Consider the following 23,483-nt stretch of genomic DNA (forward strand, 5'->3'; position numbering starts at 1 on the left):
ATAGTCGTTTCACAGGAAAATGCAACACTTTGAGGCACTGGTCATCACTGTATCCCCTTCCAGGACAGGGTTTGCAGGTAAAGGCGAATGTCGCAAACTTGTTTGAAATGACTATATCTGCGTGGGGGATAAGTGGATGACAATGGCTAAAAAACACAGCAAAGGCCATTCAAAGTTAGGCATCACCAAGCTAGTTTTTAATTTTGTGACGAATTATCGGCCCTACCAGGAGAACTTTTCCTTTGGCTAAAAGCCCAGGAAATCCTGCTGCGAGCCACCCCTACAATTAGGCATGACTTTGTGCGTATCCCCTGCTTGTTCCGGCGGGGAGAGGGGCAATGAGTGGACAAACCCTGGCCTACCATAACGTAGTATAGTGAGGGCAGCAGTCCAGGAATTGTTATGGCCGTTGAGCAGGTCTGGGAGGAACCGGAGTATTACGACCCAACGCCCCGGAATTTTAATGCCTATGGGCAGGGGCGTCGCCGGAAAGCCGCCGTAATGCTCTCGCTGGTGTGGGGGGGGACGGTGGCGCTGCATTGGCTGTCTTGGGGGACCTGGGTCGTGTGGGCGTTGACGACGGTGGTTGGTTGGCAGGTGATGCGTTTGCTGTGGGGGAAACCTATTCCCGAATCGCCGCCGCCTGCCTTGACCGACGGCCCTTTGCCCCTGGTGTCGTTGTTGGTGGCCGCCAAAAATGAGGAAGCGGTGATTCGGCGCTTGGTGCGCTCGCTATGCCAACTGGATTACCCGTGCTATGAGGTGTGGGTGATTGACGATGGCAGTACAGACGCCACGGGGCAGATTTTGGACGAACTCACGGCGGAATATCCCCAACTGCGGGTGTGGCATCGGCCCCCAGGGGCAGGGGGCGGTAAATCCGGGGCGCTCAACGAGGGGTTGCGCCTGAGCCAGGGCGAAATTATCGGGGTGTTTGATGCGGATGCCCAGGTGTCTCCGGATTTGCTCCGCTGGATTGTGCCGTTGTTTGCGCAGGCGCAGGTGGGAGCGGTGCAGGTGCGCAAGGCGATTGCCCCTGGCCCGCGGAATTGGTGGTTGGCCGGACAGCGGGTGGAAATGATTTTGGATGCGTTTTTGCAGCAACAACGCCGGCGGCGAGGGGGGATTGCCGAATTGCGGGGGAATGGGCAATTTGTCCGGCGCACGGCCCTGTATCGGGTGGGGGGCTGGAATGAGGCCACGCTCACCGATGACCTGGATTTGACGTTTCGCTTGCATCTGGACGCCTGGGATATTGAGTTTTTGTTTACCCCCAGCGTGTTGGAAGAGGGGGTCACCAGTTTCCGCGCCCTGTGGCACCAACGCAACCGGTGGGCCGAAGGGGGCTACCAGCGCTATTTGGACTACTGGCGGCTGTGGCTGTTTTCCCCCTGGGGCTGGTGGAAACGCTTTGATACGGGGGTGACCTATGTGAGCCAATACCTGCTCCCGGCGGCCAGTATCCCCGATGGTTTGCTGGCGCTGTGGGGCAAACACCCACCCTTGCTGTGGCCGTTGACGGGCCTGATGTTGCTGCTGTTTTGCGGTTCCACCTGGCGGGGGCTGTCCCAGTTGGAGGCCCGTTCGCCCTGGCACCGCTTGGGGGAGTCCCTGCGGGCGATGGTGTATATGACCCACTGGTTGCCGGTGATTGCGGCGATGATGGTGCGTCTGGCCGTGCGGCCCAAACGGTTAAAATGGGTAAAGACGGTTCATGTTAGTTCGGGGGAATAGCCATGCCCCGCTCGCAACGCAACGACAATTTCATTGACAAAACCTTCACGGTGCTGGCGGATTTGCTGCTCAAGGTCTTGCCTGCCAGTCCCAAGGAAAAAGCGGCGTTTGCGTATTATCGGGATGGCATGAATGCCCAGGCGGAAGGGGAATATGCCGAGGCGCTGCAAAACTACCAAGAAGCCCTTGCCCTGGAGGAAGACCCCTACGACCGCAGCTTTATTTTGTACAACATTGCCCTGATTCACACCAGCAATGGCGACCACGAAAAGGCTTTAGAGTACTACCACCAGGCCTTGGAATTGAACCCCCGGATGCCCCAGGCCTTGAACAATGTGGCGGTCATCTACCATTACCAGGGGGAACAGGCCAAGGCAGCTAATGACCTGGAACGGGCCGAGCAACTTTTTGACCAAGCGGCCCAGTACTGGCAACAGGCAATCCGGCTGGCGCCCAACAACTACATCGAAGCCCAAAACTGGCTGAAAACCACCGGGCGCGCCACCATTGACATCTTGATTTAGGTAGAACCGTTCCCCATGCTCACCCCGGAAGAAACTGCCCACCTGGCTCACCTGGCCCGTTTGGAACTGACGCCGGAAGAAATCACAGAACTCAGCGGCCAACTGGGGGCAATTCTGGACTACATGGCGCAGTTGCAGCAGTTGGATGTGCGGGATGTCCCACCGACGGCCCATGCGGTCGCCACGGCCAATGTGTGGCGCCCCGACCAACCGGTGCCCTCGACCCTGGCGGCTGCGCTTTTAGAGGCGGCGCCCGTCCCGGAAGACCATTTCTTTCAAGTACCGCAAATTTTGCGGGAAACGTAGGCCGGCGGAATGCCCAAGGCGGCAAGTACTTCTGGTAGGGTGGTGCAGTGGGGGGTCAGCCCCAACCGCCCTGGATGCACCACCGGTTCGTAGCAGAAATAGCGATAGGCAGCGCAAAAGTCATCCCAGGGAATCAACGGCATCCCCAACCAACGCGCCACCCGCATCAACCAGGCCACCCGTCGGGGGGTTAAATCTAACTGCCAAGGGGGGACGCGCAGCCCCCAATAAGCGCACAATTCCCGCACCGCCTCGTTCAAGGTCACTACCTCATTGCCCAGGACGAATTGGCGAAATGCCTGGGCAGGCCGGTCTAGGTAATACAGCACCACCTGGGCAATATCCTGGGCATGAATAAAGTGGAAACAGCCGTCTGCCCGTAGCCACCGCACCCAGCGCAAATAACCGGGCAAGGCCGCCAAACCCGTAGCCACATGGCTAAGAGGTTTATCCTTGTCCCCCCCAAAAATCAAAGTGGGGAAAAACACCGTGATCCGGTGGTAAATCGGCAGGGTTGGCAGGGCCTCATAGCAGGCACATTTAGAACGAATGTATTCCGTGCCGAGGGTTTTCGCCTGGGGCAACAGCCGCAACTGCCGATCCAAAATACTCGCCGTCGAAAAATACATCACCTGTTCGCACACCTGGGGGTTCAGAAGCTGCATGATGCGCAAATTGGCATCCACATTCACCGCAAACGTGCCTTCTCCTCCCCACTGGGTCGCCAACAAGATGGCTACCTGCACGCTGGGCAACAGCGCCCTATAGACCGCTTCATCCCGCACATCACCCGTGAGCAGATGCACCCCAGGGCGGCTGGCCACCGGGAAGCGCACCTTTTCCGGGTGCCGCACCAAAAAAAACAACTCGTGCTCCGTCTGGTGAATCAGGGCATCGGCCAGATAATGCCCCACACAGCCACTGCCGCCGGTGATAAAAATCCGTTTCCGTTGGCCCGTTGCCATCACCCCTGCGCGTGGTTCCACTGCTGCACAGTTTCAAAAAAGACCCGCACATGCTCTTCCGGGGTATCGGCCAACACCCCATGCCCCAAATTCATAATGTGTCCCACCGGCCCGGCCTGGCGGATGATTTCGCCAACCCGTTGGCGGATCAGGGCAGGTGGCCCAAACAGCACCCCAGGGTCAAGATTGCCCTGGACACACATTTCCCCCAACCGACGCCGGGCAACCCCCATCTCCACCGTCCAGTCCACACTCACCACGTCCACGCCACTTTGCGCCATCGATTCCAACAACGTGCCACTCCCATAAATGTATAAAATCAAAGGGGTTTCCGGGTGTACCGCCTTCACCTTTTGCACCAATTGCTGCTGATAGGGCAAGGCAAATGTTCGATAATCCCCAGGCGACAATTGCCCCGCCCAGGAATCAAAAATTTGCACCACCTCTGCCCCTTGCTCGATCTGATAGATGACATAGGTAGCAATTTGCTCGGCTAAAAACCCCAGCAACCGGTGCAACACCTGGGGTTCCCAGTAGGCCAGGGACTTAATCACCGTGTAATCTTTGGAGCTTTTGCCTTCGACCATGTAGGCCGCCAGGGTCCAAGGCGCCCCCACAAACCCCAACAGGGTCGCCCGGTCACCGATTTCCGCCCGCAGGGTGCGCAGAATTTGGCCGATAAACGGCAACGACTCGGCTGGGGTGAGGGGATGCAACTGCTCGATTTGCGCCGCAGTACGAATGGGCGGGTCAATCACCGGCCCCCGACTCTCAACAATGTCAAAATTGATCCCCAACCCCGGCAGGGGCGTGAGAATGTCCGAGAACAAAATCACCCCATCGGGCGCGAAGGCGCGAAACGGTTGCAGGGAAATTTCCACCGCCAACTCCGGGTTTTCTGACCGTTCCCGAAAACTGGGGTAACGCTCCCGCAAATCCCGGTACGCCCGCATATAGCGCCCCGCCTGCCGCATCATCCACACGGGCGGTCGGGGCAAGGGCACTTTTTGGATGCTTTTGAGCAGATAGGTACTGCGGGAACCAGCGGTCATCGGGGACACAAACCAACGGCTTTTTTGACTATACCACTCTGGGGCAAAGCTGAGGCGCAGGTGTTCCCACCTCCGTCAAATCATGGCCGCTTGCCAGCGCGAGCAACCGTTCCACATCCCGCTGCACCTGCGCACAGAGAGGGATCGCTTGGTAGCCCCGCAGTACGGGGAGGAAAAGCCCTTAAACCCCTTGAGTTGTGGTATGACCGTTGGTGAGGCATAAGTTCCCAGGCAAGTAGCCAACTACGGTGAAAAACCCGATCGGTGATAAATGCCGGGGAGATGCGTAATCTCAGAGAAAGTAAGCAGAACCTGGGGCGTTGGTCTCAAAGGAAGTGTGTAGAGGCGTCTTGACAATGCCGTTACGAGTCCGTTTGTGGACGGCGTAAGAATCCCTTGCCTTCAGGCGGTGGAAGTTTCAAAGTAATTCGGCGCCACCATTCCCATCGCCCTGCTGCTAATTAATTTGTGTCCCTTGACCTAGCCATTGTTCTGGAACTGTCAAGCCTTTTGCCTGCTGATTTGTTCCGTTGTAGGCGCGCTGGCGTATCTCCCTTCCCGGTCGCTACTACCAAAATTCCCACCACAGGTACCCCTGCCATGTGCAGCACTCTCTGAGCAGTGCGGGCAGTTGCCCCCGTCGTGTAAATGTCATCCACAATCAACACCGGAACACGAGGGCGTGGCGATTGGGGGTTAACGGCAAAAGCGGTCGCCAAATTTGCCTCCCGTTCCTGAGCCGACAGACCGTGCTGGGCTTTGGTATTCGTTTGCCGCACCAACAAATCACTGTACAAATTAAGGCCAACATACTGACAAAACCAGAACGCCAATAACTCTGCCTGATTGTAGCCCCGGATTTGGCGTTTGTCGGGGTGAATGGGAATCGGGACGACCCCAGGTGGTTGGGGCAAACCATGCCCGCGTGTGAGCCAGAGTTCCCCTAGGTAATGCCCCAAGGGACGGGCCAGTTCTGGGCGGTGGTGATACTTGAGGGCCGCCAGGGCGCGCTTGAGGGCATCCCCATAGCGTCCCCAGGCAGCCAGGGGGAGTTCGCCTTGCCAAAATTGCCAGGGTTGGGCTAAGCGGGTTGCATCTAGTTGACGCTGACAGTCGCGGCAAAAATATCCCTGCGCCGGACGGCCACACAAGGGACAGGCAGGCCGAAAGACGGTTGCCACTAGGGAGCGAAGTACCACCTAGGGAGAAAGGTTCTCTTGGGGACATTTTTATCCTAATGATAACAATTACCGCTGTCCCCCAAAAATGCATCATTTTTAATTAATATAGTTTAATTTGTTAATATAGTTTAATTTGTAATTGCTCTATCCCTTTTGGGACAGGGTTTGTTGGCTAGTTGGAAATGATGATAGGAGTCCTATGGGAGATGGCAACAGTAGTCCCCTAAGAAGTGAACTGGAAACAGATTTCTTTTGGTATAGCTAGGTAGGCTAAGGTTGTCGCCTGAAGATTCATGGCGACGCCATTGTGGGGCTACGCCCAGCGACCCATATCATGTCAACCTTTGTATGCTTAGCTATATCTTTTGTGCAACCATTTAGGATATTCATGGGATGAATTGATAGATAGAGTGAGCACGCCGCAAGCCATAGGCTCAGCCTGCGGTATCAGGGAGGGTCCACCGATGTACCATGTTGCCTTGTTGGTCAACCAGTCCGCCAAGTGTGGGGGCAAAAATCCCTGCAAAAGTTATTTGTCGTCATAACGCGCCCAGGCCACGACATACACCCCATGCACCAACAATCCCAAACCCCACAGGCCCGTGAACCAGGGTAGGCGGGGAAAGGCGCCATTCAATTCCTGCACAAACCATAACCCGGAATTGACAGCGGCAAACAGGGCAATGTGAACGGCCAGGTTCATCCGGTCAGCCAAGCGGCGGTAGGCCGGGTCCTTGGGGTCGGGGCGCCGCGGCCAACGGGGGGGCATCAGGAAACTACCCGCGAGATGCTCTGGAGGGGCGGGAATTGGGGCAGGTCAATGCTGGGGGGCGACTCCCGCCGGGAAACCGTCTGGGTCAGGGCACCATAGCGCTGGAGTTCGGCCTGGAGACGGCGATTTTCCTCCTGAAGTTGCGCCAGTTGCTCTTTCACCGGGGCCAGCCGGGCGTTGAACCGACGGCGATAGACCTCCGGCAAATCCCGCAGAATCGTTTCCAAATGCTGGTTTCGTTCCCGCGCCGCCGCCAACATCCCCTGCACCTCCACCAATGTCTGTTCCCGCTGGTGCAATTCCTGTTGTACCTGCTGCAGTTCGCCTTGGAGCTTCTGTATCTGCCCTTGCAACGCCATGACGGTTGCCCCATCTACCTGCCGTTCCTGGCGCAGCCGCTGAAATAACTCCGCCGACAACTGCTGGACTAACTGGGTATATTGCTGCAATTCCATCTTTAACCGCCGGAGTTCCTGCGTCTGCGCTGCCAAAGTGTATTCCCAAATCTGTTCCCGTCCCCGCTGGGGCACCAACCGCTGCAACAATTCCTGGGAAAGTTGGTGAACGAGGCGGTTTCGCTGGTCAAGCTGTCGCCGTAGCGCGGCAACATCCTCCTCTAGGCCATGGGCAGGCACAGGGATCAACTCCTCACCAAAAGGCAACCGACCTGGCCTTAGTTTAACACCGGCCGGCAGCGTTTGTCATGCCCTTGCAACAGCCCCGCATTACTCAGCGCCGGCAACCGCCACCGGCTCCGATCCTGCCGGCGCAGGGGGTGGGGTTTGGGCAATGGTCAAAAAACGAATCACCTCTTCACTCAAACGCATGGCCCGCTCGAACGCAGCCACCGTGTGGCGATTGCCGTAGTAGTTTAACTGCACATAAATCCCGTCAGAAAATTTGCGGATCGGGTAGGCCAGCCGCCGCCTTCCCCGGTTGAGCACCTGAATCTGCTCGCCCCCTACTTCGCTCAAGATATTTTTGAATTTTTCAATCGTTTGCTGGGTCAATTCGTCGCCCAAATCCGGGCGCAGAATGTACATGGTTTCGTAATAGGGTTTGGGGGCAACGGGCATAGCACTCCTAGACAACACAAAACCTTTACAATCATAGCAAATCGTTGTGTGATGTGGCGATGTGGGTACGGGTTCAGGCGGGGACACGGGTGGTCTATGGCCGGTTGGGGGATGACGGGGGCATTGGGGTATGGACGGATGCGCCTTGGTTAGGGGGTATAGAGACGGAAGAATACTGGGCGCCGGGAACCTACCAGCTTTTGCCACCCACCTTGCCCAGTAAAATTGTTGCCGTTGGCCGCAATTACGTTGACCACGCCGCCGAAATGCAAGCGACGGTGCCGGTGGAGCCGGTGATTTTTCTCAAACCGCCGACGGCCCTGCTGCCACCGGGGGGAGACATCGTTTATCCGGCCCAGTCGCGGCGGGTGGACTACGAGGGGGAATTGGCGGTGGTCATTGGGCAAAAGGGGCGCCATTTAACCCCGCAAGAGGCAGTGGCAGCCATTTGGGGCTATACGATTGCCAACGATGTGACGGCGCGGGATTTGCAAAAACAGGATGGGCAATGGACCCGCAGCAAGGGATTTGACACGTTTTGTCCCCTGGGGCCGGGGATGGTGCGGGAATTGCCCCCGGAGGCCCAACTGGAAACCTGGGTGAACGGGGAGCGCAAACAGGCGGCCAAATTGCAGGAGATGGTGTTCCCACCGCCGGTGCTGGTGAGCTTTATCAGCCAGGTGATGACCCTGCTGCCGGGGGATGTGGTACTCACCGGGACGCCTGCGGGGGTGGGGCCGCTGCAACCGGGGGATGAGGTGCAGGTGCGGATTACGGGCATCGGTACGCTCTGCAATCGGGTGGTGGCTCAACCCCGGTTATAACGGCGATTCAGCGCCATGGCTGCCTGCTTGCGGTCGTCAAAAGGGATTTTGGTTGTACCCAAGATTTGGTAATCCTCATGGCCTTTGCCCGCGATCATCACCCCATCCCCAGGCTGGGCCATGTGAATCGCTTGGTGGATGGCCTCCTGCCGGTCGGGGATCACCACCGGCGTACCCGGCATCCCTTGCAAAATGTCCTGGATGATCTGCTGGGGGTCTTCGGTGCGGGGATTGTCGGACGTGACGACCACCACATCGCTCAATTCGGCAGCGATTTTTCCCATCAGCGGTCGCTTGGTGCGGTCCCGGTCACCGCCGCAGCCAAACACGCAGATCAACCGCCCGGCCACAAAAGGACGCAACGCCCGCAACCCATTGGCCAAGCCGTCCGGGGTATGGGCATAGTCCACCACCACCGTAATCTCCTGGTCAAGGCACACCTGCACCCGCTCCATGCGCCCCGGCACCCCCGGAAATTGGGGAAGAATTTCCTGAATTTGCGCCAACTGTACACCCAGATGCAAGGCCGCCCCCACCGCCGCCAAGGTATTGCTCAAATTAAATTGGCCGATCAGGGGAATCTGCAAACGTCCAGTCCCGGCCGGCGTCATCACCATAGCCTCAATACCCGCCGGAGTGTAATCCACCTGCTGCACCGTAATATCAGCCGGTTGTCCCGCCGCGCTGTAACTCCACCGGGGCACATCCAACTGCTGCAAGCCCTGGAGCAACCGCCTGCCGTAGGGGTCATCCCGGTTGACAATCGCCCGCCCCCGCAACAGTTGTGGCTCAAACAACCGCGCCTTCGCCCGGAAATAGTTTTCCATCGTCAGGTGAAAATCCAAATGGTCCTGGGTGAGGTTGGTAAAAACCGCCACATCGTAGGCACAACCCGCCACCCGTCCCTGCGCCAGGGCATGGGAACTCACCTCCATCACGGCCACCCGACAGCCCGCCTGCAGCGCCTGCGCCAAATCCCGCTGCAAATCCACCGCCCAGGCAGTCGTGTAACTCGCCGTTTGGGTATAACCCGGCCAGCGGTTGTACAGCGTTCCCAACAAGGCCGTCGGCCCCAGCGTCTTTTGGCAGAGAAATTCCAGCAGGTGGGTGGTGGTGGTTTTGCCGTTGGTGCCGGTAACCCCTACCATGTGCAGGCGACGACGGGGGTAGCCGTAAAACGCCGCTGCCAACTCCCCACAGACCTGGGCAATCTCCACCACCGGCAGCACCTGGGGCGGCAAATTGGGGCGCGGCGTCACCAGGGCCGCAATCGCACCCTTGGCCAGGGCTTGCGGCCAAAAGTCCCCCCCATCCACCCGTGTACCCGGCAAACCCACAAACACCATCCCCGGTTGGCATTGGCGGGAATCGCAGGTAATCCCCGTCACCGGTGCCTGCCAGTGGGGGTGCGGCGCATCCAGAGGCGGCAGATAGGGAGCAATGGCAGCAAGTAAATCCCCCAACTTCATCGGTCAACCCAGGCATACCATTGCCCCTAGGATAAACCAGGGAGAACCTTTTTAGCCCAGGGAATGTTCGTGCGTTTGGCAATGGTTAGGGGTTTTGGCATGAATGGTTAGCCCAATCGTCCGAATCAAAAACGCAAACCCATTCCCCTTTACCCAGGAGAATTGTTCCTTGATAAACCCACAGGTTCCATCAGGCAAGTATTGCAAAGGTGTTGGCCAATTTTACACTGGCCACTTAATTTTCTCCGCCCCCAAAACTAAAAAGGAAACCCCTGGGCCCAGCGCAGCATCTGCGGATGCAACCAATAAACTGCGACCACAAACACTGCCACCCCCGCATAGGCCGGACGGAGAAATTCCCGCAGTACCAACTTTTGTTTGCCCTGGAGAATGGCCCGGAAGGGAATAATCGAAGTATTGGCCTTGAGTTCAGAAAACGCTTCGGGATAACGCGCCGCCCAACGCCGATCCCCATGCCACACCCCAAACAGGTGGTAGGCAATCAACCCCAGCGACGTCACCACCATAAACGAACTGCCAACCCACAACGTATGGGCAATACACCACAGGGTTTGCCCCACCATCTGCGGGTGCCGACAGACCCGAATAATCCCCTGGGAATACAGATGAATTTGGGGTTTTTGAATCGCCGCAATTTCCCCCAAATTAAATGTCGCCGGAAACAAAAATAAAAAAGAAAACGCCGTTAATACCCACACCAACGCCCGCACCCCCGGCACCTCCTGTAGCTGCCACAACTGCACCCCATCGTAGCGGTGTTTCAAAAAATAACCCAGCAGCGGCACCACCACCACCAAACTGGCTGTGGCAAACAACAGCCGGTACCCCCGCGCGCCCAAACGCTTTTCCCCCTGGGGCCGCAATGCCGCCAGCCCACTATGCACCAGGGCAAACCCCAGCAGCCAGGCCAAAATAATGACGTGCGACATACCCAGCGACTACCTGGCCGCACCGCGCTGCAGCGTATGGCTATTGCGCCGCACCAACTCCGTCAGCACCTCCACCGCCCGGACATACTGCGGGTCCATCGGCGTCCCCATCGCCTGGTCGCGCATGATCTTCTCCCGCTGCTCCTCCGTCAGTTCCACTTTCACATCGGGAATAATGCCCTCTTTGTTGATGTCCTTGCCGCTCGGCGTAAAATACTTGGCCACCGTCACCGCCACCCCCGAACCATCCTGCAACTCCCGCACCGATTGCACCAACCCCTTGCCAAAGGTTTTTGCCCCCACCAACGTCGCCCGCCGATTGTCCTGCAACGCCCCGGCCAAAATTTCACTGGCGCTGGCCGAACCCCCATCCACCAAAATGACCAACGGACGGTCCGTCAACGGCCGCCGCGAAGCTTCATACCGCTCCGCTTCCCCTACCCGCGTCACCGTAGACACAATCGTCCCTTTATCCATCCACATCCGGGCAATCTCAATGCTGGCCTGCAACAACCCCCCCGGATTGGCGCGCAAATCGAGAATATACCCCATCACCCCCTGGCTTTCCAACTTGCGAATCGCCTCCCGCATATCCTGCGCAGCATTCCCGTTAAACTGGGTCATGCGGATATACCCCACCTTCCCCGCTGGCGTCTCTTTCACCTCATGGCGCACCGCATGAATCTCAATCCGCTCCCGCTTCAAGGTAAACGTAAGCAACTTTTTATCCCGCTCAATCACCAACTGCACCGTCGTCCCTGGCCGCCCCCGGATCAGCGACACCGCCTCGTTGATGTCCATCCCCTGGGTACTGCGCCCGTCAATCGAAACAATGTAATCCCGCGGCAAAATCCCCGCCCGCGACGCCGGCGTATTCTCAATCGGGGCAATCACCACCAAACGGTCCGTCTTCTCCTCTTGGGCCAGTTGAATCCCCACCCCCGTCAACTCCCCGGACGTATCCACCCGCAAATTGGCAAACTGCCGCGGGTCCATAAACCGGGTGTAGGGGTCGCCCAACTTCTCCAGCATCTCCCGGATGGCCTTGTAAGCCTCCTCCTTGCTGCTGTACTCCCGGCTAAGGTACTGCTGCCGCACCTGCTTCCAATCCGTCTTGTTGAACGAACCATCCACGTAGTCCCGGTAGATGATGTGCCAGACCTCATCCACCAACTGCTTGGGACTCTCTTTGAGGCCCGCCCAACTCTGGTTACCTGCCCCCGCCGCCAGCAACCCCGCTGCTGCCGTGACCGTCGCCCCAATCGCTACACCCCGCGCCACCTCCGGCGGCCATTTGCCCTGCCTCATGCGCCATCCCCTTGTGTATGTGGTTCTACCCAACGTCCATCCGCCTTGATTAAATTGATCAACTCCGTGACCCCCTCCTCCTCCGGCACCCTTTTAATCTCCTCCCGCCCCCGATACAGCGCAATCACCCCCGGCGTTTTCCCCACATAACCGTAGTCCGCATCCGCCATTTCCCCCGGCCCGTTGACAATACACCCCATGACCGCAATGTTTAACCCCGTCAAATGCTTCGTCGCCTCCCGCACCTTGTGCAGCACCTCCTCCAGGTTAAACAACGTCCGGCCACAGGAAGGACAAGCCACATACTCCACCATCGTCCGGCGCAACCCCAACGCCTGCAAAATGCCATAGCACACGGGAATCTCCTTCTCCGGCGCCTCCGTCAACGACACCCGAATCGTATCCCCAATCCCTTCTGCCAACAACGTCGCAATCCCCGCCGTGGACTTGATCCGCCCGTACTCCCCATCACCCGCTTCCGTCACCCCCAAATGCAAGGGATAATCCATCCCCAACTCCTCCATGCGTTTGACCATCAACCGGTTGGCCGCCAACATCACCGGCACCCGCGACGCCTTCAGGGAAATCACCAAATTGCGAAAATCCAACGACTCACAAATGCGAATAAATTCCAGCGCCGACTCCACCATGCCCTCCGGCGTATCCCCATAGGTAAATAACATCCGCTCCGACAGAGAGCCATGATTCACCCCAATGCGCATGGCTTTCCCCTGCTCCCGCAAGGAAATCACCAACGGCGCCAACGTCTCCCGAATCTTCTCCGCAATTTCATCAAACTCCGCTTGGGTATATTCCGTGCGGTTGGGCTTGGGCTTCTCAAACACATACAACCCCGGATTGATCCGCACCTTGTGGACGTGCTTGGCCACCTCCAAGGCAATTTTCATGCCGTTGTGATGCACATCCGCCACCAAGGGCACATCCTTATACTGCTTTTGTAATTGTTTGCGAATCTCTGCGACCGCGTGGGCATGGGCCAAACTGGGTACCGTCACCCGCACAATTTCACAGCCCATCTCATGCAGCCGTCGTATTGCCCGTACCGACCCTTCCACATCCAGCGTGTCCTCGTTGATCATCGACTGCACCACCACCGGATGATCCCCGCCAATGGTCACATCGCCGACTTGAACCGGACGGGTGCGCCGCCGGGGAAAGGTAAGCGGCATATCCTGGTAAAAGCCGCCCGCCGGTGCATCAAGGGTCAGCATAGGGTACGACCAAAAACCGTTGCCGTAAAACAACTATAGCCAATCATATTGTACTGTAGCTCAGGGGTTGAGGGAGCATGTTGCCATGTGTGAAACCTACGGACGGTCAGGACGGGGTTCGGGTTCCCACTGGTTAAGTTCGATGACATGACCATCCGGGTCCTGGGTAAAGATGGCCGCCCGCCCAGAACTGCTCGGTTGCACCGGATACCCGGCAGACAGTAATTCCTGGGCCGCCTGAGTTAGATCGGTTACGGCCAAAGCCAAGTGGGGATTGCGTCCCCAGCGGTCAGGGTCGGCCAAAGGCAGGGGTGGGTGGGGTTGGTGGATCAAATGAATTTGCACGCCGTGCAGTTCATACCAACACCCAGGAAAGGACATATCCCGTGGCACTGGGGTCAGACCCAAAAGCTCGCCGTAAAAATGCCGGGAGCGTTCCAGGTCATTGACCGTAAGTGCCGTATGCAGGTAACGCACCAATTTCATGCCGCCAAGCCAACGCCAAAACCATCAAACTGTTGACCACGATAAAGCAATTCTACCCCGTAGGCAAATATGCTATTTATTGTCAAAAATTTATTCCATCACACCGCAGGATTACTTGGTAGCTCCGTACTACGGGGTGGAAAAGCCTTTAAGCAACTTTAGTTTTTTACCGATGTTATTAAGTATCAATGAGGCGTAGCGTTCCCAGGGAGTCGCTTGAGCGGGCCGTCGGCCTTGCACCTACGACGGTGACAAACCCGACCGGTGCGTCCCCGCTGACGCGAACAGTAAAGTGAGCAGAATCTTAAGGAACTCTGTAGGGGTGTTTTGACGGCGCCTTTGCGCGTCCGTTCGGGGACTGCGTCAGCATCCCCCGTCTTTAGGCCGTGGGAGTGTCAAAGGTTTTGCCCTGGCATCCCTTGCCCAACCTGCACCTGGGCAGCAATTGCCGCTAGGGTGTGACCCCCGCTGCCACTGCCTGAACCGGCAATGGTTTAGGCTTGTACTCCCAAACGGTCGGCGGCGCGTTGTCCCCCGGCGAGGGCCGAAATTTCATCGTCGTAGCGGTCGGCCATTTCCATAATGGATTTCGCCGAAGTCTCCAGTTCCTTGCGGTCGCAGGTGGAACCCACAATCGCGTGTTCGAGGAGAATATCCCCATCCTCGTCAATGCCAAAGGCGCCAAAGGGAATTTCCGTATTTTTGCGCAAAAGGTACTGCAACAGTTCCGGTTTGAGTTCGGCGCCTTTGACCACATAGGACCACGTACACACAATGGCATCGTCTTCGGTCCAAGGTAATACTTCCACCGCCGCGTAGGCCGAACCGCGGGGAATGATGAAAATGGGCAGGTCTTCCCGGATTTGTACCTTGTCGCCGAATAATTCCTGCATCCAGGGACGGATTTTTTCGTAGCAGGCTTGTTGCGGGGCACTCTCAAAGAGCATGGGCATTCCTCTTGGCTCACTGCTTTTTAGTGTACCGGCAAGCCCCGCCCCCCAAGGTTAAATTCCGGTAATGAACCGGAAAAAATCTGAAGGGAACGGCTGGGGTTCGGGGGCTTGGGATACCCTGGACGTAGCAGAGGCTAACTGCTCGCTTGGGGGGTTATGGAGTCTGCCATCTCAAACAGCCGTTTGCAGACGATGGGAATTTTGATTGTGGATGATTCCCCGTCCCAACGGCTGTCGCTGGTGGCAATTTTGACCGCTGCGGGGTTTCAAAGAATTTACACCTGTGACCATGCCTTGGCGGCTTTTGAATTGCTCCAGCAGCAACCGGTGGATTTGATTTTGATGGATGTGAGTATGCCTCTGCTTAACGGCATCGAAGCCTGTCGCCACATCAAAAGCCAGCCTGCTTTGCACGATATTCCGATTATTATGGTGACTGCCAGTGTGGAGGTGGCTGACCTGGAATCGGCCTTTGAAGCCGGAGCAACCGATTACATTGTCAAACCCCCCCATCAAATCGAGTTGTTGGCGCGGGTGCGGGCAAGTTTGCGGCTCAAGTACGAAATGGACCAGCGCAAGGCCAAGGAGGCGGAATTACGGCAGTTGACGGTTGACCTGGCGCAGGCCCTGAAATCCCTCGATGAACAGCACCGGCTGTTGCAGTTGGAGCAGGAAAAATCCGAGCGTTTGCTCCTGAATATCCTGCCCAAACCGGTAGCCGAACGCCTCAAGCAGGGACAACAGGTGATTGCCGATGATTTTCCCTCGGTTACGGTGGTGTTTGCCGATATTGTGGATTTCACTTCTTTGGCGGCGCGGATGCCTGCCCAGGATGTGGTCGCTTTGCTCAATGCGGTGTTTTCCCGGTTTGACTGGCTGGCGGAACGGCACGGGCTAGAAAAGATCAAAACCATCGGGGATGCCTACATGGCCGTCGGTGGTTTGCCTACCCCTTTTCCGGGACACGCCCAGGCGGTGGCCGCTTTTGCCCTAGACATTTTGCAGGTCCTCCAGGGCGATGAACACACCAAACACCTGTTGCGGGTGCGAATTGGCATTCACACAGGGCCGGTGGTGGCAGGGGTCATCGGCACGAAAAAGTTCATCTATGACCTGTGGGGCGACACGGTCAATACGGCCAGCCGGATGCAAATGGTGGGCAATCCCAACACGATTCAGGTGTCGGAAGCGACCTACCAGCACCTCAAAGATGCGTTTGTCCTGGAGGAACGGGGGCTAATTCCGGTGAAGGGAAAAGGCGAGATGCGGGTGTATTATTTGCTGGGGAAAAAGTGATGGTTAGGGTGCTTGGCACAGAAATTTTTTTATCAATTTGCTGAATTTGTTCAGGGGGATCAGCGCTCATTATCTTTTCCAGCTAAGTACGGGAATGTCCTCAACGACCGCAAAAATTCAGTTCTCCGAGGGTTGGAAGGGGGATGCGGTTTGGGGAAGCGGGTTTGGCAGGCTTGGTTGGCGGATGTCCCACAGGTGGGGATGGCATCGTTCATAATGAATTAGGCTATGGAGAAACGCTGGGAACTGGGGTAGGGGTATGGGTGAGTATCCCCGCATTGGGTTGCTGACGATGGTGCGCCTGGGGTTATTCCAGGCGGGGTTGGGGATGATGTCGGTGCTGATGTTGGGAATTCTTAACCGGGTCATGATTGCTGAGTTGGGGATTCCCCCGTTGGTGGCGGCAGGGGTGATCGCCATGCACCAGTTGGTGGCGCCGGCGCGGGTGTGGTTTGGACAACTTTCGGACGCCTATCCGGTGGGGGGGATGCACCGCACGGGCTATGTGTGGCTGGGGGCCGGGGCGTTTGCTCTGTTGGCCTGGGGGGTGGTGCAAATCACCTGGCAGGTGGCGGCGCAGATAGCCCTGGGCTGGACCTGGGTCACCTGGGCATGGGTGGCGCTGTTGGGGCTGGGGTTTGCCCTGTATGGCTTGGCAGTAAGCGCCAGTTCTACCCCGTTTGCGGCGCTGTTGGTGGATATTTCCGACGAAGATAACCGCTCCCAGTTGGTGGGGGTGGTCTGGTCCCTGTTGATGGTGGGCATTATTGCGGGTGCGGTTGTCGGGGGTAGCTTGCTCAAACAGGTGGAATTGGATGCGGCGGCGGCGGTGGTACAGGCGAGTGTGAACTGGCTGTTTACCCTGGTGCCGTTGGCGGTGGTGGGGTTGGCGGTGTTGGCCACCGCCGGGATAGAGCGGCGCTTTTCGCGCTATCGGTTGCGCTCCCAGGTGGTGGAACGGGAGGACCAAATTACCCTGGGGCGGGCCTTGCGGGTGTTGACGGCCAGTCCACAAACCGGTTTATTTTTTAGCTTTTTGCTGTGCATGACGTTGGGCCTATTCATGCAAGAACCGGTGCTGGAACCCTACGGGGGGACGGTGTTTGCCATGCCCATTGCCGCCACGACCCGGTTGAATGCCTATTGGGGCATGGGGACCCTGTTGGGCTTGGGGGTGACGGGGTTTTGGGTGGTGCCGCGCTTGGGCAAACGTCCGACGACGGTCTTGGGCTGTGGTTTGGCGGCTTTGGGATTTTTGGGAATGATGTTGGCAGGTTGGGTGGGGCAGGTGTGGCTGTTTACCCTGATGGTGTTTGCCTTTGGGGTGGCCTCAGGGGTGACGACCACGGGGGCTTTGACCCTGATGCTGGATTTAACCCTGGCAGAAACCGCCGGGACCTTTATCGGGGCGTGGGGCCTGGCGCAGGCGTTGGCGCGGGCGTTGGCGACCTTGTGCGGTGGCGGATTGCTGGAATTGGGGAACCGCTGGTTTGGGGCGGAGAGTTTTTGGGCCTATGTGCCGGTATTTGCGACGCAAATGGTATTACTCTTGACGGCGGCTGCGTTACTCCGCACGGTGGATGTGAAGGTGTTTACCGAGCGTACCCGCCGGGCTTTGGGGGAACTCTTGGCGGAGGAATTGGAGTAGGTACAGGGGTGATGCGAGATTGGCAGGGCGGATTGATTGCCAACCGTCGGGTTGACTTTTAAGATGGCTTGAGCCAATCTCAGCATCCTTCGGGAAGCCCACCCGCGCCATACTGGAGAACGACCCCTATCCCCTGGGATGGCATGAATCAACAGCCTTTGCTCGCGGTACGGCATCTGTGGGTCGCCTATCCCGATTCCCCCTGGGCCTTGCAGGATGTGTGCCTGACTTTGGCGCCGGGGGAACGCTTGGGGTTGGTGGGGGAATCCGGTTCCGGCAAATCCACGTTGGGCCGGGCGTTGGTGCGGCTGTTGCCCCAGGGGAGCCGGGTGCAAGGGGAAATTGTGTTAGACGGGGTGAATGTTTTGACCTTGTCCCCCCGCCAACTGCGTCACCTGCGGGGAGAACAGGTGGGGCTGGTGTTCCAAGACCCCATGACCCGCTTGAACCCTTTGCTGACGGTGGGACAACACCTGCAAGAAACCCTCAACGCCCACCGACGGATGACCCCAGCCCAGGCCAAAGCGACGGGGTTAGCCATGTTGCAGGCGGTGCAATTGCCGGAGCGCTGTTGGGGGCAATATCCCCATCAACTTTCCGGGGGGATGCGCCAGCGGGTGGGGATTGCCCTGGCCTTGCTGTTGCGTCCTTCGTTGGTGATTGCCGATGAACCCACCACCAGTTTGGATGCCACCGTCGGGGCAGAAATTCTGGCCTTGCTCGTCCGTTTGGCACCGACGTTAATCCTCATTTCCCACGACCTGCATCTGGTGAGTCGCTATTGCCAGCGGGTGGCCGTGATGCACCAGGGACAGATTGTGGAGCAGGGCATGACCGCCCACGTGTTAACGCAACCGCAACACCCCTACACCCAAGCCCTGTGTGGGGCGCGCCTGACGCTGACGGTTCCCCCACTCCGGGAAGCGCCCCCCTGTTTGGTCGTCCAAGGGGTAAAACAGTCCTACCCACTCCCAGCACGACATCCCCTCCACCTGCTGGGCTGGCGCCCTGTGCCCCGGTTAACAGTCTTAGACGGGGTAGATTTCAGTCTGCAACCGGGGGAAACCCTGGGGCTGGTGGGCGAATCCGGTTCTGGGAAAAGCACCTGCGCCCGAATTATTCTCAAACTAATCCCGCCCACCCAAGGCCATGTGTACTGGCAAGGGCAGGATATTATCCCGCTTACTTGGCGGCAATTTCGCCCCTACCGCCGCCATTTGCAAATCATCTTCCAAGACCCGCGCGCTTGCTTGAATCCCCTGTTGACCGTCGCGCAAATTCTGCAGGAGCCGCTACGCATTCACCGCTTGGCCCAAGGGGCAAAGGCCGCGGCCATCGTGCGGGATGCCTTGACCCAGGTAGGGCTATCGGAACAATACCTGCCTCGGTATCCCCACCAACTCTCCGGCGGGCAACAGCAGCGGGTGGCGATTGCGCGGGCGTTGGTTGTGCGTCCCCAGGTGTTGGTCTGCGACGAACCCGTGAGTATGTTGGATGCCCAAGTACAGGTACAAATCTTGCAACTTTTAGACCGACTGCGGCGGGAATGGGGGTTGACGCTGCTTTTGATTACCCACGATCTGCGGGTGGCGCGGCAGTTTTGCCATCGGGTTGCCGTGTTGCGGCAGGGGCAGATTGTGGAATACGGCTGCGCCCAAAGGGTAATTGACCAGCCCCAGCACCCCTATACCCAGGCTTTGGTGGCCGCCTGTGGGCTTAATTCCGGGTCGCCACCCCCAGACGGGCAAACAAAATCGCAGGCGTAAGCACACTACTGCCGACCCATTCCCGTTCTTGGCTGAGGGCCTGGATGGGCGCTTCCAACACACTGCCTGCCACCATCGTATTTTTCACCCGCCCGACAATCTCTCCATTCACCACCCGGTAGCCCAGGTCAAGATTCACGGAAAATTCCCCCGCCAACTGGTTGGACTGCCCTGCCCCCAACACCTGGTCCACGATCACCCCCTCGGTCATCTGGGCCAGCAATGCCTGGTAGGGCGTGTCCCCCGCCTCGATGCACACATTCACCAACTCCGCCCCCGGTCGCGATAGACCGCTGCGATAGCCATTGCCGGTAGAAACACACCCCGCCCGCTGCGCCCAGAGTTTATCCCAATAAAAGCCCTGCACGACCCCCTGGTCAATCAAGGTCTGGGCTTGCGTCGGCGTACATTCATCGTCAAACCGGCGGGCACTCACCCCCAACGTCGGCTCCTCCCGCACCGTCCAGTGGGGGTCAAACACCCGCTGCCCCACCTTATCCGCCAGCGGCGTTGCCCGTTGCACCACCGCCTGCCCCGACAACATGGACTCAAACAACCCGGCCAAGACACTGGCGACCGCCCTAGGGGTAAACAACACCGGCAGCGCCCCAGGGGTAATGGTCGTCGTGGTTTCCGCCCAGGTGTATTTTTGAATCAGCTCCTGCAACAGGCGGTCGTAATCCGGGGGGTGACCATCCGTCACGTCATAGCTATAAATCTGCAAAAAATCCTCTCCCCGCACCCAATTGCCCCCCAAGCTGGCGCTGAGCGACTGCCGCCGATAATGGGCCTGAGCGCCGGTATGGGTAAGGATATACACCTCGCCACAGGCCGGATTCAGACTGACATCCACCAAAATCTCGGCGTTGTAGTCATGCACCCGCGCCACCAAATCCTTACCAATCGCCACCAACGTCTCAGTGCTGGGCAAAGCCACCGGCGGGCGACTGTCTTCTAGCTGTTGCGCCGGAGCAAACTCAATCTCTGCCGGGTCGCCGATGGTCGCCGTCTCCAGAGCCGCCGCCACCAAATCGTCCAAACGCGTCAAATCCGTACTGGCAGCAAACCCCAACCGCCCGTTCCGAATCACCCGCAGGGCCACCCCCTCGACCGATTTACTGGTCAGGGACTTGAGGCGATTATTTTCAAACTGCACCGGCTGACTGTAGGTACGCAGGTAATAAATTTCCACCCCCTCTGCCTGGGGGCGTGCCAAATCCATGATCCGCTCCAGGACGGCATGAACCATCGGGACTGCCTGCCAATCAAAGTGCTTGCTTATCTTAGCGCAAACCCCGGCCATCTTCCTCCCCAGGGGAACCTAGGTAGCAACCACCGCCCTAACGTAAGGGGGCTGTCTAGGGGCGTTTTGACAACACCTTGACCCATCCTTTGTGGGCTATAGCTAAGCATACAAAGGTTGAATGATATAGGCCGCCGGGTGTAACCCCACATTGGTTTCCCGGCGTAGCCATGAATCTTAAGGCGACAACCTTAACCTACCTAGCTATACATAAAAATCCCCTTCAGGCGGTGGGCGTGGCAAGGAGTTTTCAGCGTCAAGGCAGTTATCGGGGAACTGCGGGAGTCCCTGAGAACGTCCATAGGGCAAATCGCCCATGAACCTGTTGGGCTGTATTTTTGAGGGGCAAGCAGCCACGCTCGCTACAATACATGGATTATACATCTAGGGTTTGCACCACCGTTTCGCCTAGCCTATGGCAGATCCTTCCCGCTTGGGATTGAGTCAATTGCTCCAAACCCTTTATGCCGGTAAAGCCGCCTTGAAGCCCCAGGCGCGGGTGCCCCAGCTCTATATCTACTATCCAGACCGCCCGCAGCCGGAAGTGGTGCCCTTGGTGGGGGAGCGGTATTTCATCGGGCGCAGTCGCCGCAGTTGCGATATTCCTGTGCGGTCGGAGTTGGTCAGCCAGGTGCACGCGTTGCTCCAACGGCGGGGGCGGCGGTATGTGTTGCTGGACCAAAAATCCACCAATGGCATTTACCGGGGGCGGCGGCCAATTCAACAACACACCCTGCGGCATGGGGACCGCCTCACCTTGGGGCCGCCGGAGTTGGCCGCGGTGGTGCAATTGGTGTATGTGGACCCTCCCCCTTGGTACTGGCAGGCGGTGGGCTACAGCCTATGGGTCATTGGGTGTGGGCTAGCCCTGGCCGTAGGCTGGGTGGCGGTGGAATGGCAGAAATTTGACGTCACGCCCCTGCCGGCAGGCACTCAGGGACCCTTGGTCATCTTATCTGGGGATGGACGCACCCCCCTGCGTTCGCCCTGGAACCAAAACCACCGCGAGTTGGCCCGCTTGGAGGACTTTTCTCCCTACCTGCCCAAGGCGGTGATCGCTTCCGAAGATAGCCGTTTTTACTGGCATCCGGGCGTAGACCCAATTGGGGTGGTGCGGGCCTTGGGCATCAACCTGCTCAGCGGCGGAGTGCGGGAAGGGGCAAGCACCATCACCCAACAGGTGGCGCGCAGTCTGTTCCGGGAATATGTGGGCACAGAAGATTCTGCCGGTCGCAAGTTGCGGGAAATGGTGGTGGCACTGAAACTCGAAGCCCACTACGATAAAAAAACCATCCTCACGGTGTACTTAAATAAGGTGTATTTGGGGGTGGCGGGGTATGGGTTTGAGGATGCGGCGCAGTTCTATTTTGGGAAATCTGCCCGGGATTTGACCTTGGCGGAGGCGGCGACCTTGGTGGGGATGCTCCCGGCCCCCAATCGGTTCAACCCGGTCAAGGACTACGACACGGCCTTGGCGTTACGCAACCGGGTGATTGACCGGATGGAAGCCCAGGGGATGATTACGGCGATGGAGGCCAAACGGGCACGGCGTTCCCGGATTGAAATTAGCCCCCAGGCGACCAGAAATCTACAAAGCACCATTGCCCCCTACTTCTACGACACGGTGCTGGCAGAACTGGAGTCCCTGCTGGGCAAACGTCTGGCAGAGGAAGGGAACTTTATCATTGACACTGCCTTGGATATCCATATGCAAAAACGGGCGGAAGAGCATCTGGCCCGCTTTGTCGCCACTTACGGGCCAACCTACAATTTTGACCAGGGCGCCTTGGTCACGCTGGATGCCCGCACCGGCGCAGTGAAAGCATTAGTGGGCGGTAAAAATTACCAACAAAGTCAATTCAATCGCGTTACGCAAGCCCGCCGACAACCGGGTTCTGTGTTCAAGGTTTTTGTCTATGGGGCGGCGCTGGAGCAGGGGATTTCCCCAAGCACCACCTATGAATGTACCCCGTTGGTCTGGCAGGGGGTGTCCTTTGCGGGGTGTCGTTCTGGCAGTGCGCCGTTGGATTTGACCCAGGGGTTAGCCCTTTCGGAAAATGTGGTGGCGTTGCGGCTGGCGCAGCAGGTGGGGTTGGCGGCGGTGGTGCAGTGGGCCAGACGGTTGGGGATCGCATCGCCTTTGAACCCTGTCCCCGGTTTGGTGTTAGGACAAAGTGAAGTCACTCCTTGGGAATTGACCGGGGCCTTTACCGCTTTGGCGAACCAGGGGGTAAAACACCGACCCCATGCAATCACCCGTATCCGAGATAGCAGCGATTGTACAGACATCAACCGCCCGGAAACCTGCCGGGAAATTTACCGCAGTCCTGCTGGGGAATCGGTCATCGCGCCGGAAGTAGCGGCTACTTTAACCAGCATGTTGCAAACGGTGGTCGCCAGTGGCACGGGACGGGCAGCGTTTTTGGGGCGGGGGGAAGCGGGCAAAACCGGCACCACCAACGAGGCGCGGGATATGTGGTTTGTGGGGTATGTGCCGGGGGCGTGGGTCACGGGCATCTGGCTGGGAAATGATAACAATCAACCCACACGGGGAAGTAGCGGTCTGGCCGCCCAATTGTGGGGGGAATATATGGGTGGCGTGTAATGAGCATTGCTTTCTAATATACATAAAAATTGC

Annotated in this window: 21 protein-coding genes; 8 read left to right on the forward strand and 13 right to left on the reverse strand. The window is 58.1% G+C overall.

All coding sequences use genetic code 11. From position 1 onward, the window contains the following. Positions 1-402 precede the first annotated feature (402 nt). The 3 genes from ACWISF_RS04710 to gatC are packed head-to-tail and all read left to right on the forward strand — an operon-like array spanning position 403 to position 2,564. Positions 403-1,734 carry a glycosyltransferase gene (locus ACWISF_RS04710; RefSeq protein WP_448380439.1) on the forward strand — a complete coding sequence of 444 codons (1,332 nt, stop codon included), beginning with the start codon at positions 403-405 and terminating at the stop codon, positions 1,732-1,734. A gap of 2 nt (positions 1,735-1,736) precedes the next feature. Then, complete coding sequence (locus ACWISF_RS04715; RefSeq protein WP_448380440.1) at positions 1,737-2,258, forward strand: photosystem I assembly protein Ycf3; 522 nt, start codon at positions 1,737-1,739, stop codon at positions 2,256-2,258. A gap of 15 nt (positions 2,259-2,273) precedes the next feature. After that, the gene (gatC, locus tag ACWISF_RS04720; RefSeq protein WP_448380441.1) at positions 2,274-2,564 is read left to right on the forward strand and encodes an Asp-tRNA(Asn)/Glu-tRNA(Gln) amidotransferase subunit GatC; all 291 of its coding nucleotides are present in this window, start codon (positions 2,274-2,276) and stop codon (positions 2,562-2,564) included. Here gatC and ACWISF_RS04725 read toward each other — a convergent pair. From ACWISF_RS04725 to rpsF, 6 genes are all read right to left on the reverse strand, one after another. Continuing rightward, positions 2,534-3,550 carry an NAD-dependent epimerase/dehydratase family protein gene (locus ACWISF_RS04725; RefSeq protein ID WP_448380442.1) on the reverse strand — a complete coding sequence of 339 codons (1,017 nt, stop codon included), beginning with the start codon at positions 3,548-3,550 and terminating at the stop codon, positions 2,534-2,536. The two genes, gatC and ACWISF_RS04725, sit on opposite strands and share 31 nt — an antisense overlap. Further along, positions 3,529-4,581, reverse strand: a complete 1,053-nt coding sequence (gene hemE / locus ACWISF_RS04730; protein WP_448380443.1) for a uroporphyrinogen decarboxylase — start codon at positions 4,579-4,581, stop codon at positions 3,529-3,531. The genes ACWISF_RS04725 and hemE overlap by 22 nt, the downstream gene beginning before the upstream one ends. A gap of 461 nt (positions 4,582-5,042) precedes the next feature. Then, positions 5,043-5,762, reverse strand: coding sequence for a ComF family protein (locus ACWISF_RS04735; protein WP_448380444.1), 720 nt, complete (start codon positions 5,760-5,762; stop codon positions 5,043-5,045). A gap of 529 nt (positions 5,763-6,291) precedes the next feature. Then, a complete protein-coding gene (locus tag ACWISF_RS04740; RefSeq protein ID WP_448380445.1) occupies positions 6,292-6,531 on the reverse strand; it encodes a 2TM domain-containing protein in 240 nt (79 codons plus the stop codon). Beyond that, a complete protein-coding gene (locus ACWISF_RS04745) occupies positions 6,531-7,169 on the reverse strand; it encodes a hypothetical protein (protein WP_448380446.1) in 639 nt (212 codons plus the stop codon). The genes ACWISF_RS04740 and ACWISF_RS04745 overlap by 1 nt, the downstream gene beginning before the upstream one ends. A gap of 90 nt (positions 7,170-7,259) precedes the next feature. Then, entirely contained in the window at positions 7,260-7,610 is a 351-nt protein-coding gene (rpsF, locus tag ACWISF_RS04750) for a 30S ribosomal protein S6 (protein ID WP_448380447.1), read from the reverse strand. Positions 7,611-7,669: 59 nt separating this feature from the next. Between rpsF and ACWISF_RS04755 the strand changes: the two genes are divergently transcribed. Then, on the forward strand, positions 7,670-8,434 hold the full coding sequence (locus tag ACWISF_RS04755) for a fumarylacetoacetate hydrolase family protein (protein ID WP_448380448.1): 765 nt from the start codon (positions 7,670-7,672) through the stop codon (positions 8,432-8,434). Here ACWISF_RS04755 and ACWISF_RS04760 read toward each other — a convergent pair. From ACWISF_RS04760 to ACWISF_RS04785, 6 genes are all read right to left on the reverse strand, one after another. After that, a complete protein-coding gene (locus tag ACWISF_RS04760; protein WP_448380449.1) occupies positions 8,419-9,903 on the reverse strand; it encodes a UDP-N-acetylmuramoyl-L-alanyl-D-glutamate--2,6-diaminopimelate ligase in 1,485 nt (494 codons plus the stop codon). The two genes, ACWISF_RS04755 and ACWISF_RS04760, sit on opposite strands and share 16 nt — an antisense overlap. A 257-nt stretch (positions 9,904-10,160) precedes the next feature. Continuing rightward, positions 10,161-10,853: an NnrU family protein gene (locus tag ACWISF_RS04765; protein ID WP_448380450.1), complete on the reverse strand. Its 693-nt coding sequence runs from the start codon at positions 10,851-10,853 to the stop codon at positions 10,161-10,163. A 9-nt stretch (positions 10,854-10,862) separates the two neighbouring features. Continuing rightward, positions 10,863-12,161 (reverse strand): carboxyl-terminal processing protease CtpC, encoded by a 1,299-nt coding sequence (gene ctpC / locus ACWISF_RS04770; RefSeq protein ID WP_448380451.1) that lies wholly within the window; start codon positions 12,159-12,161, stop codon positions 10,863-10,865. Then, the gene (ispG, locus tag ACWISF_RS04775) at positions 12,158-13,393 is read right to left on the reverse strand and encodes a (E)-4-hydroxy-3-methylbut-2-enyl-diphosphate synthase (RefSeq protein WP_448380452.1); all 1,236 of its coding nucleotides are present in this window, start codon (positions 13,391-13,393) and stop codon (positions 12,158-12,160) included. Before ispG ends, ctpC begins: the two co-directional genes overlap by 4 nt. 96 nt (positions 13,394-13,489) lie before the next feature. Continuing rightward, entirely contained in the window at positions 13,490-13,879 is a 390-nt protein-coding gene (locus ACWISF_RS04780) for a VOC family protein (protein ID WP_448380453.1), read from the reverse strand. Between the two features lie 494 nt (positions 13,880-14,373). Then, positions 14,374-14,826 (reverse strand): T3SS (YopN, CesT) and YbjN peptide-binding chaperone 1, encoded by a 453-nt coding sequence (locus ACWISF_RS04785; protein WP_448380454.1) that lies wholly within the window; start codon positions 14,824-14,826, stop codon positions 14,374-14,376. Between the two features lie 162 nt (positions 14,827-14,988). On the opposite strand from ACWISF_RS04785, the gene ACWISF_RS04790 reads away from it, so the two are divergent. The 3 genes from ACWISF_RS04790 to ACWISF_RS04800 all read left to right on the forward strand — a co-directional run bounded on the left by ACWISF_RS04790 (position 14,989) and on the right by ACWISF_RS04800 (position 19,542). Next, positions 14,989-16,128: an adenylate/guanylate cyclase domain-containing protein gene (locus tag ACWISF_RS04790; protein ID WP_448380455.1), complete on the forward strand. Its 1,140-nt coding sequence runs from the start codon at positions 14,989-14,991 to the stop codon at positions 16,126-16,128. Positions 16,129-16,387: 259 nt separating this feature from the next. Then, positions 16,388-17,776: a BCD family MFS transporter gene (locus ACWISF_RS04795; protein WP_448380456.1), complete on the forward strand. Its 1,389-nt coding sequence runs from the start codon at positions 16,388-16,390 to the stop codon at positions 17,774-17,776. A 143-nt stretch (positions 17,777-17,919) separates the two neighbouring features. Then, on the forward strand, positions 17,920-19,542 hold the full coding sequence (locus tag ACWISF_RS04800) for a dipeptide ABC transporter ATP-binding protein (RefSeq protein ID WP_448380457.1): 1,623 nt from the start codon (positions 17,920-17,922) through the stop codon (positions 19,540-19,542). On the opposite strand, the gene ACWISF_RS04805 is transcribed toward ACWISF_RS04800, so the two are convergent. Next, the gene (locus ACWISF_RS04805; protein WP_448380458.1) at positions 19,493-20,791 is read right to left on the reverse strand and encodes a TldD/PmbA family protein; all 1,299 of its coding nucleotides are present in this window, start codon (positions 20,789-20,791) and stop codon (positions 19,493-19,495) included. The genes ACWISF_RS04800 and ACWISF_RS04805 overlap by 50 nt on opposite strands. Before the next feature lie 469 nt (positions 20,792-21,260). Between ACWISF_RS04805 and ACWISF_RS04810 the strand changes: the two genes are divergently transcribed. Further along, positions 21,261-23,450, forward strand: a complete 2,190-nt coding sequence (locus ACWISF_RS04810; protein WP_448380459.1) for a PBP1A family penicillin-binding protein — start codon at positions 21,261-21,263, stop codon at positions 23,448-23,450. Positions 23,451-23,483: the final 33 nt, after the last annotated feature.

The organism is Gloeomargarita sp. (genome assembly GCF_053491055.1).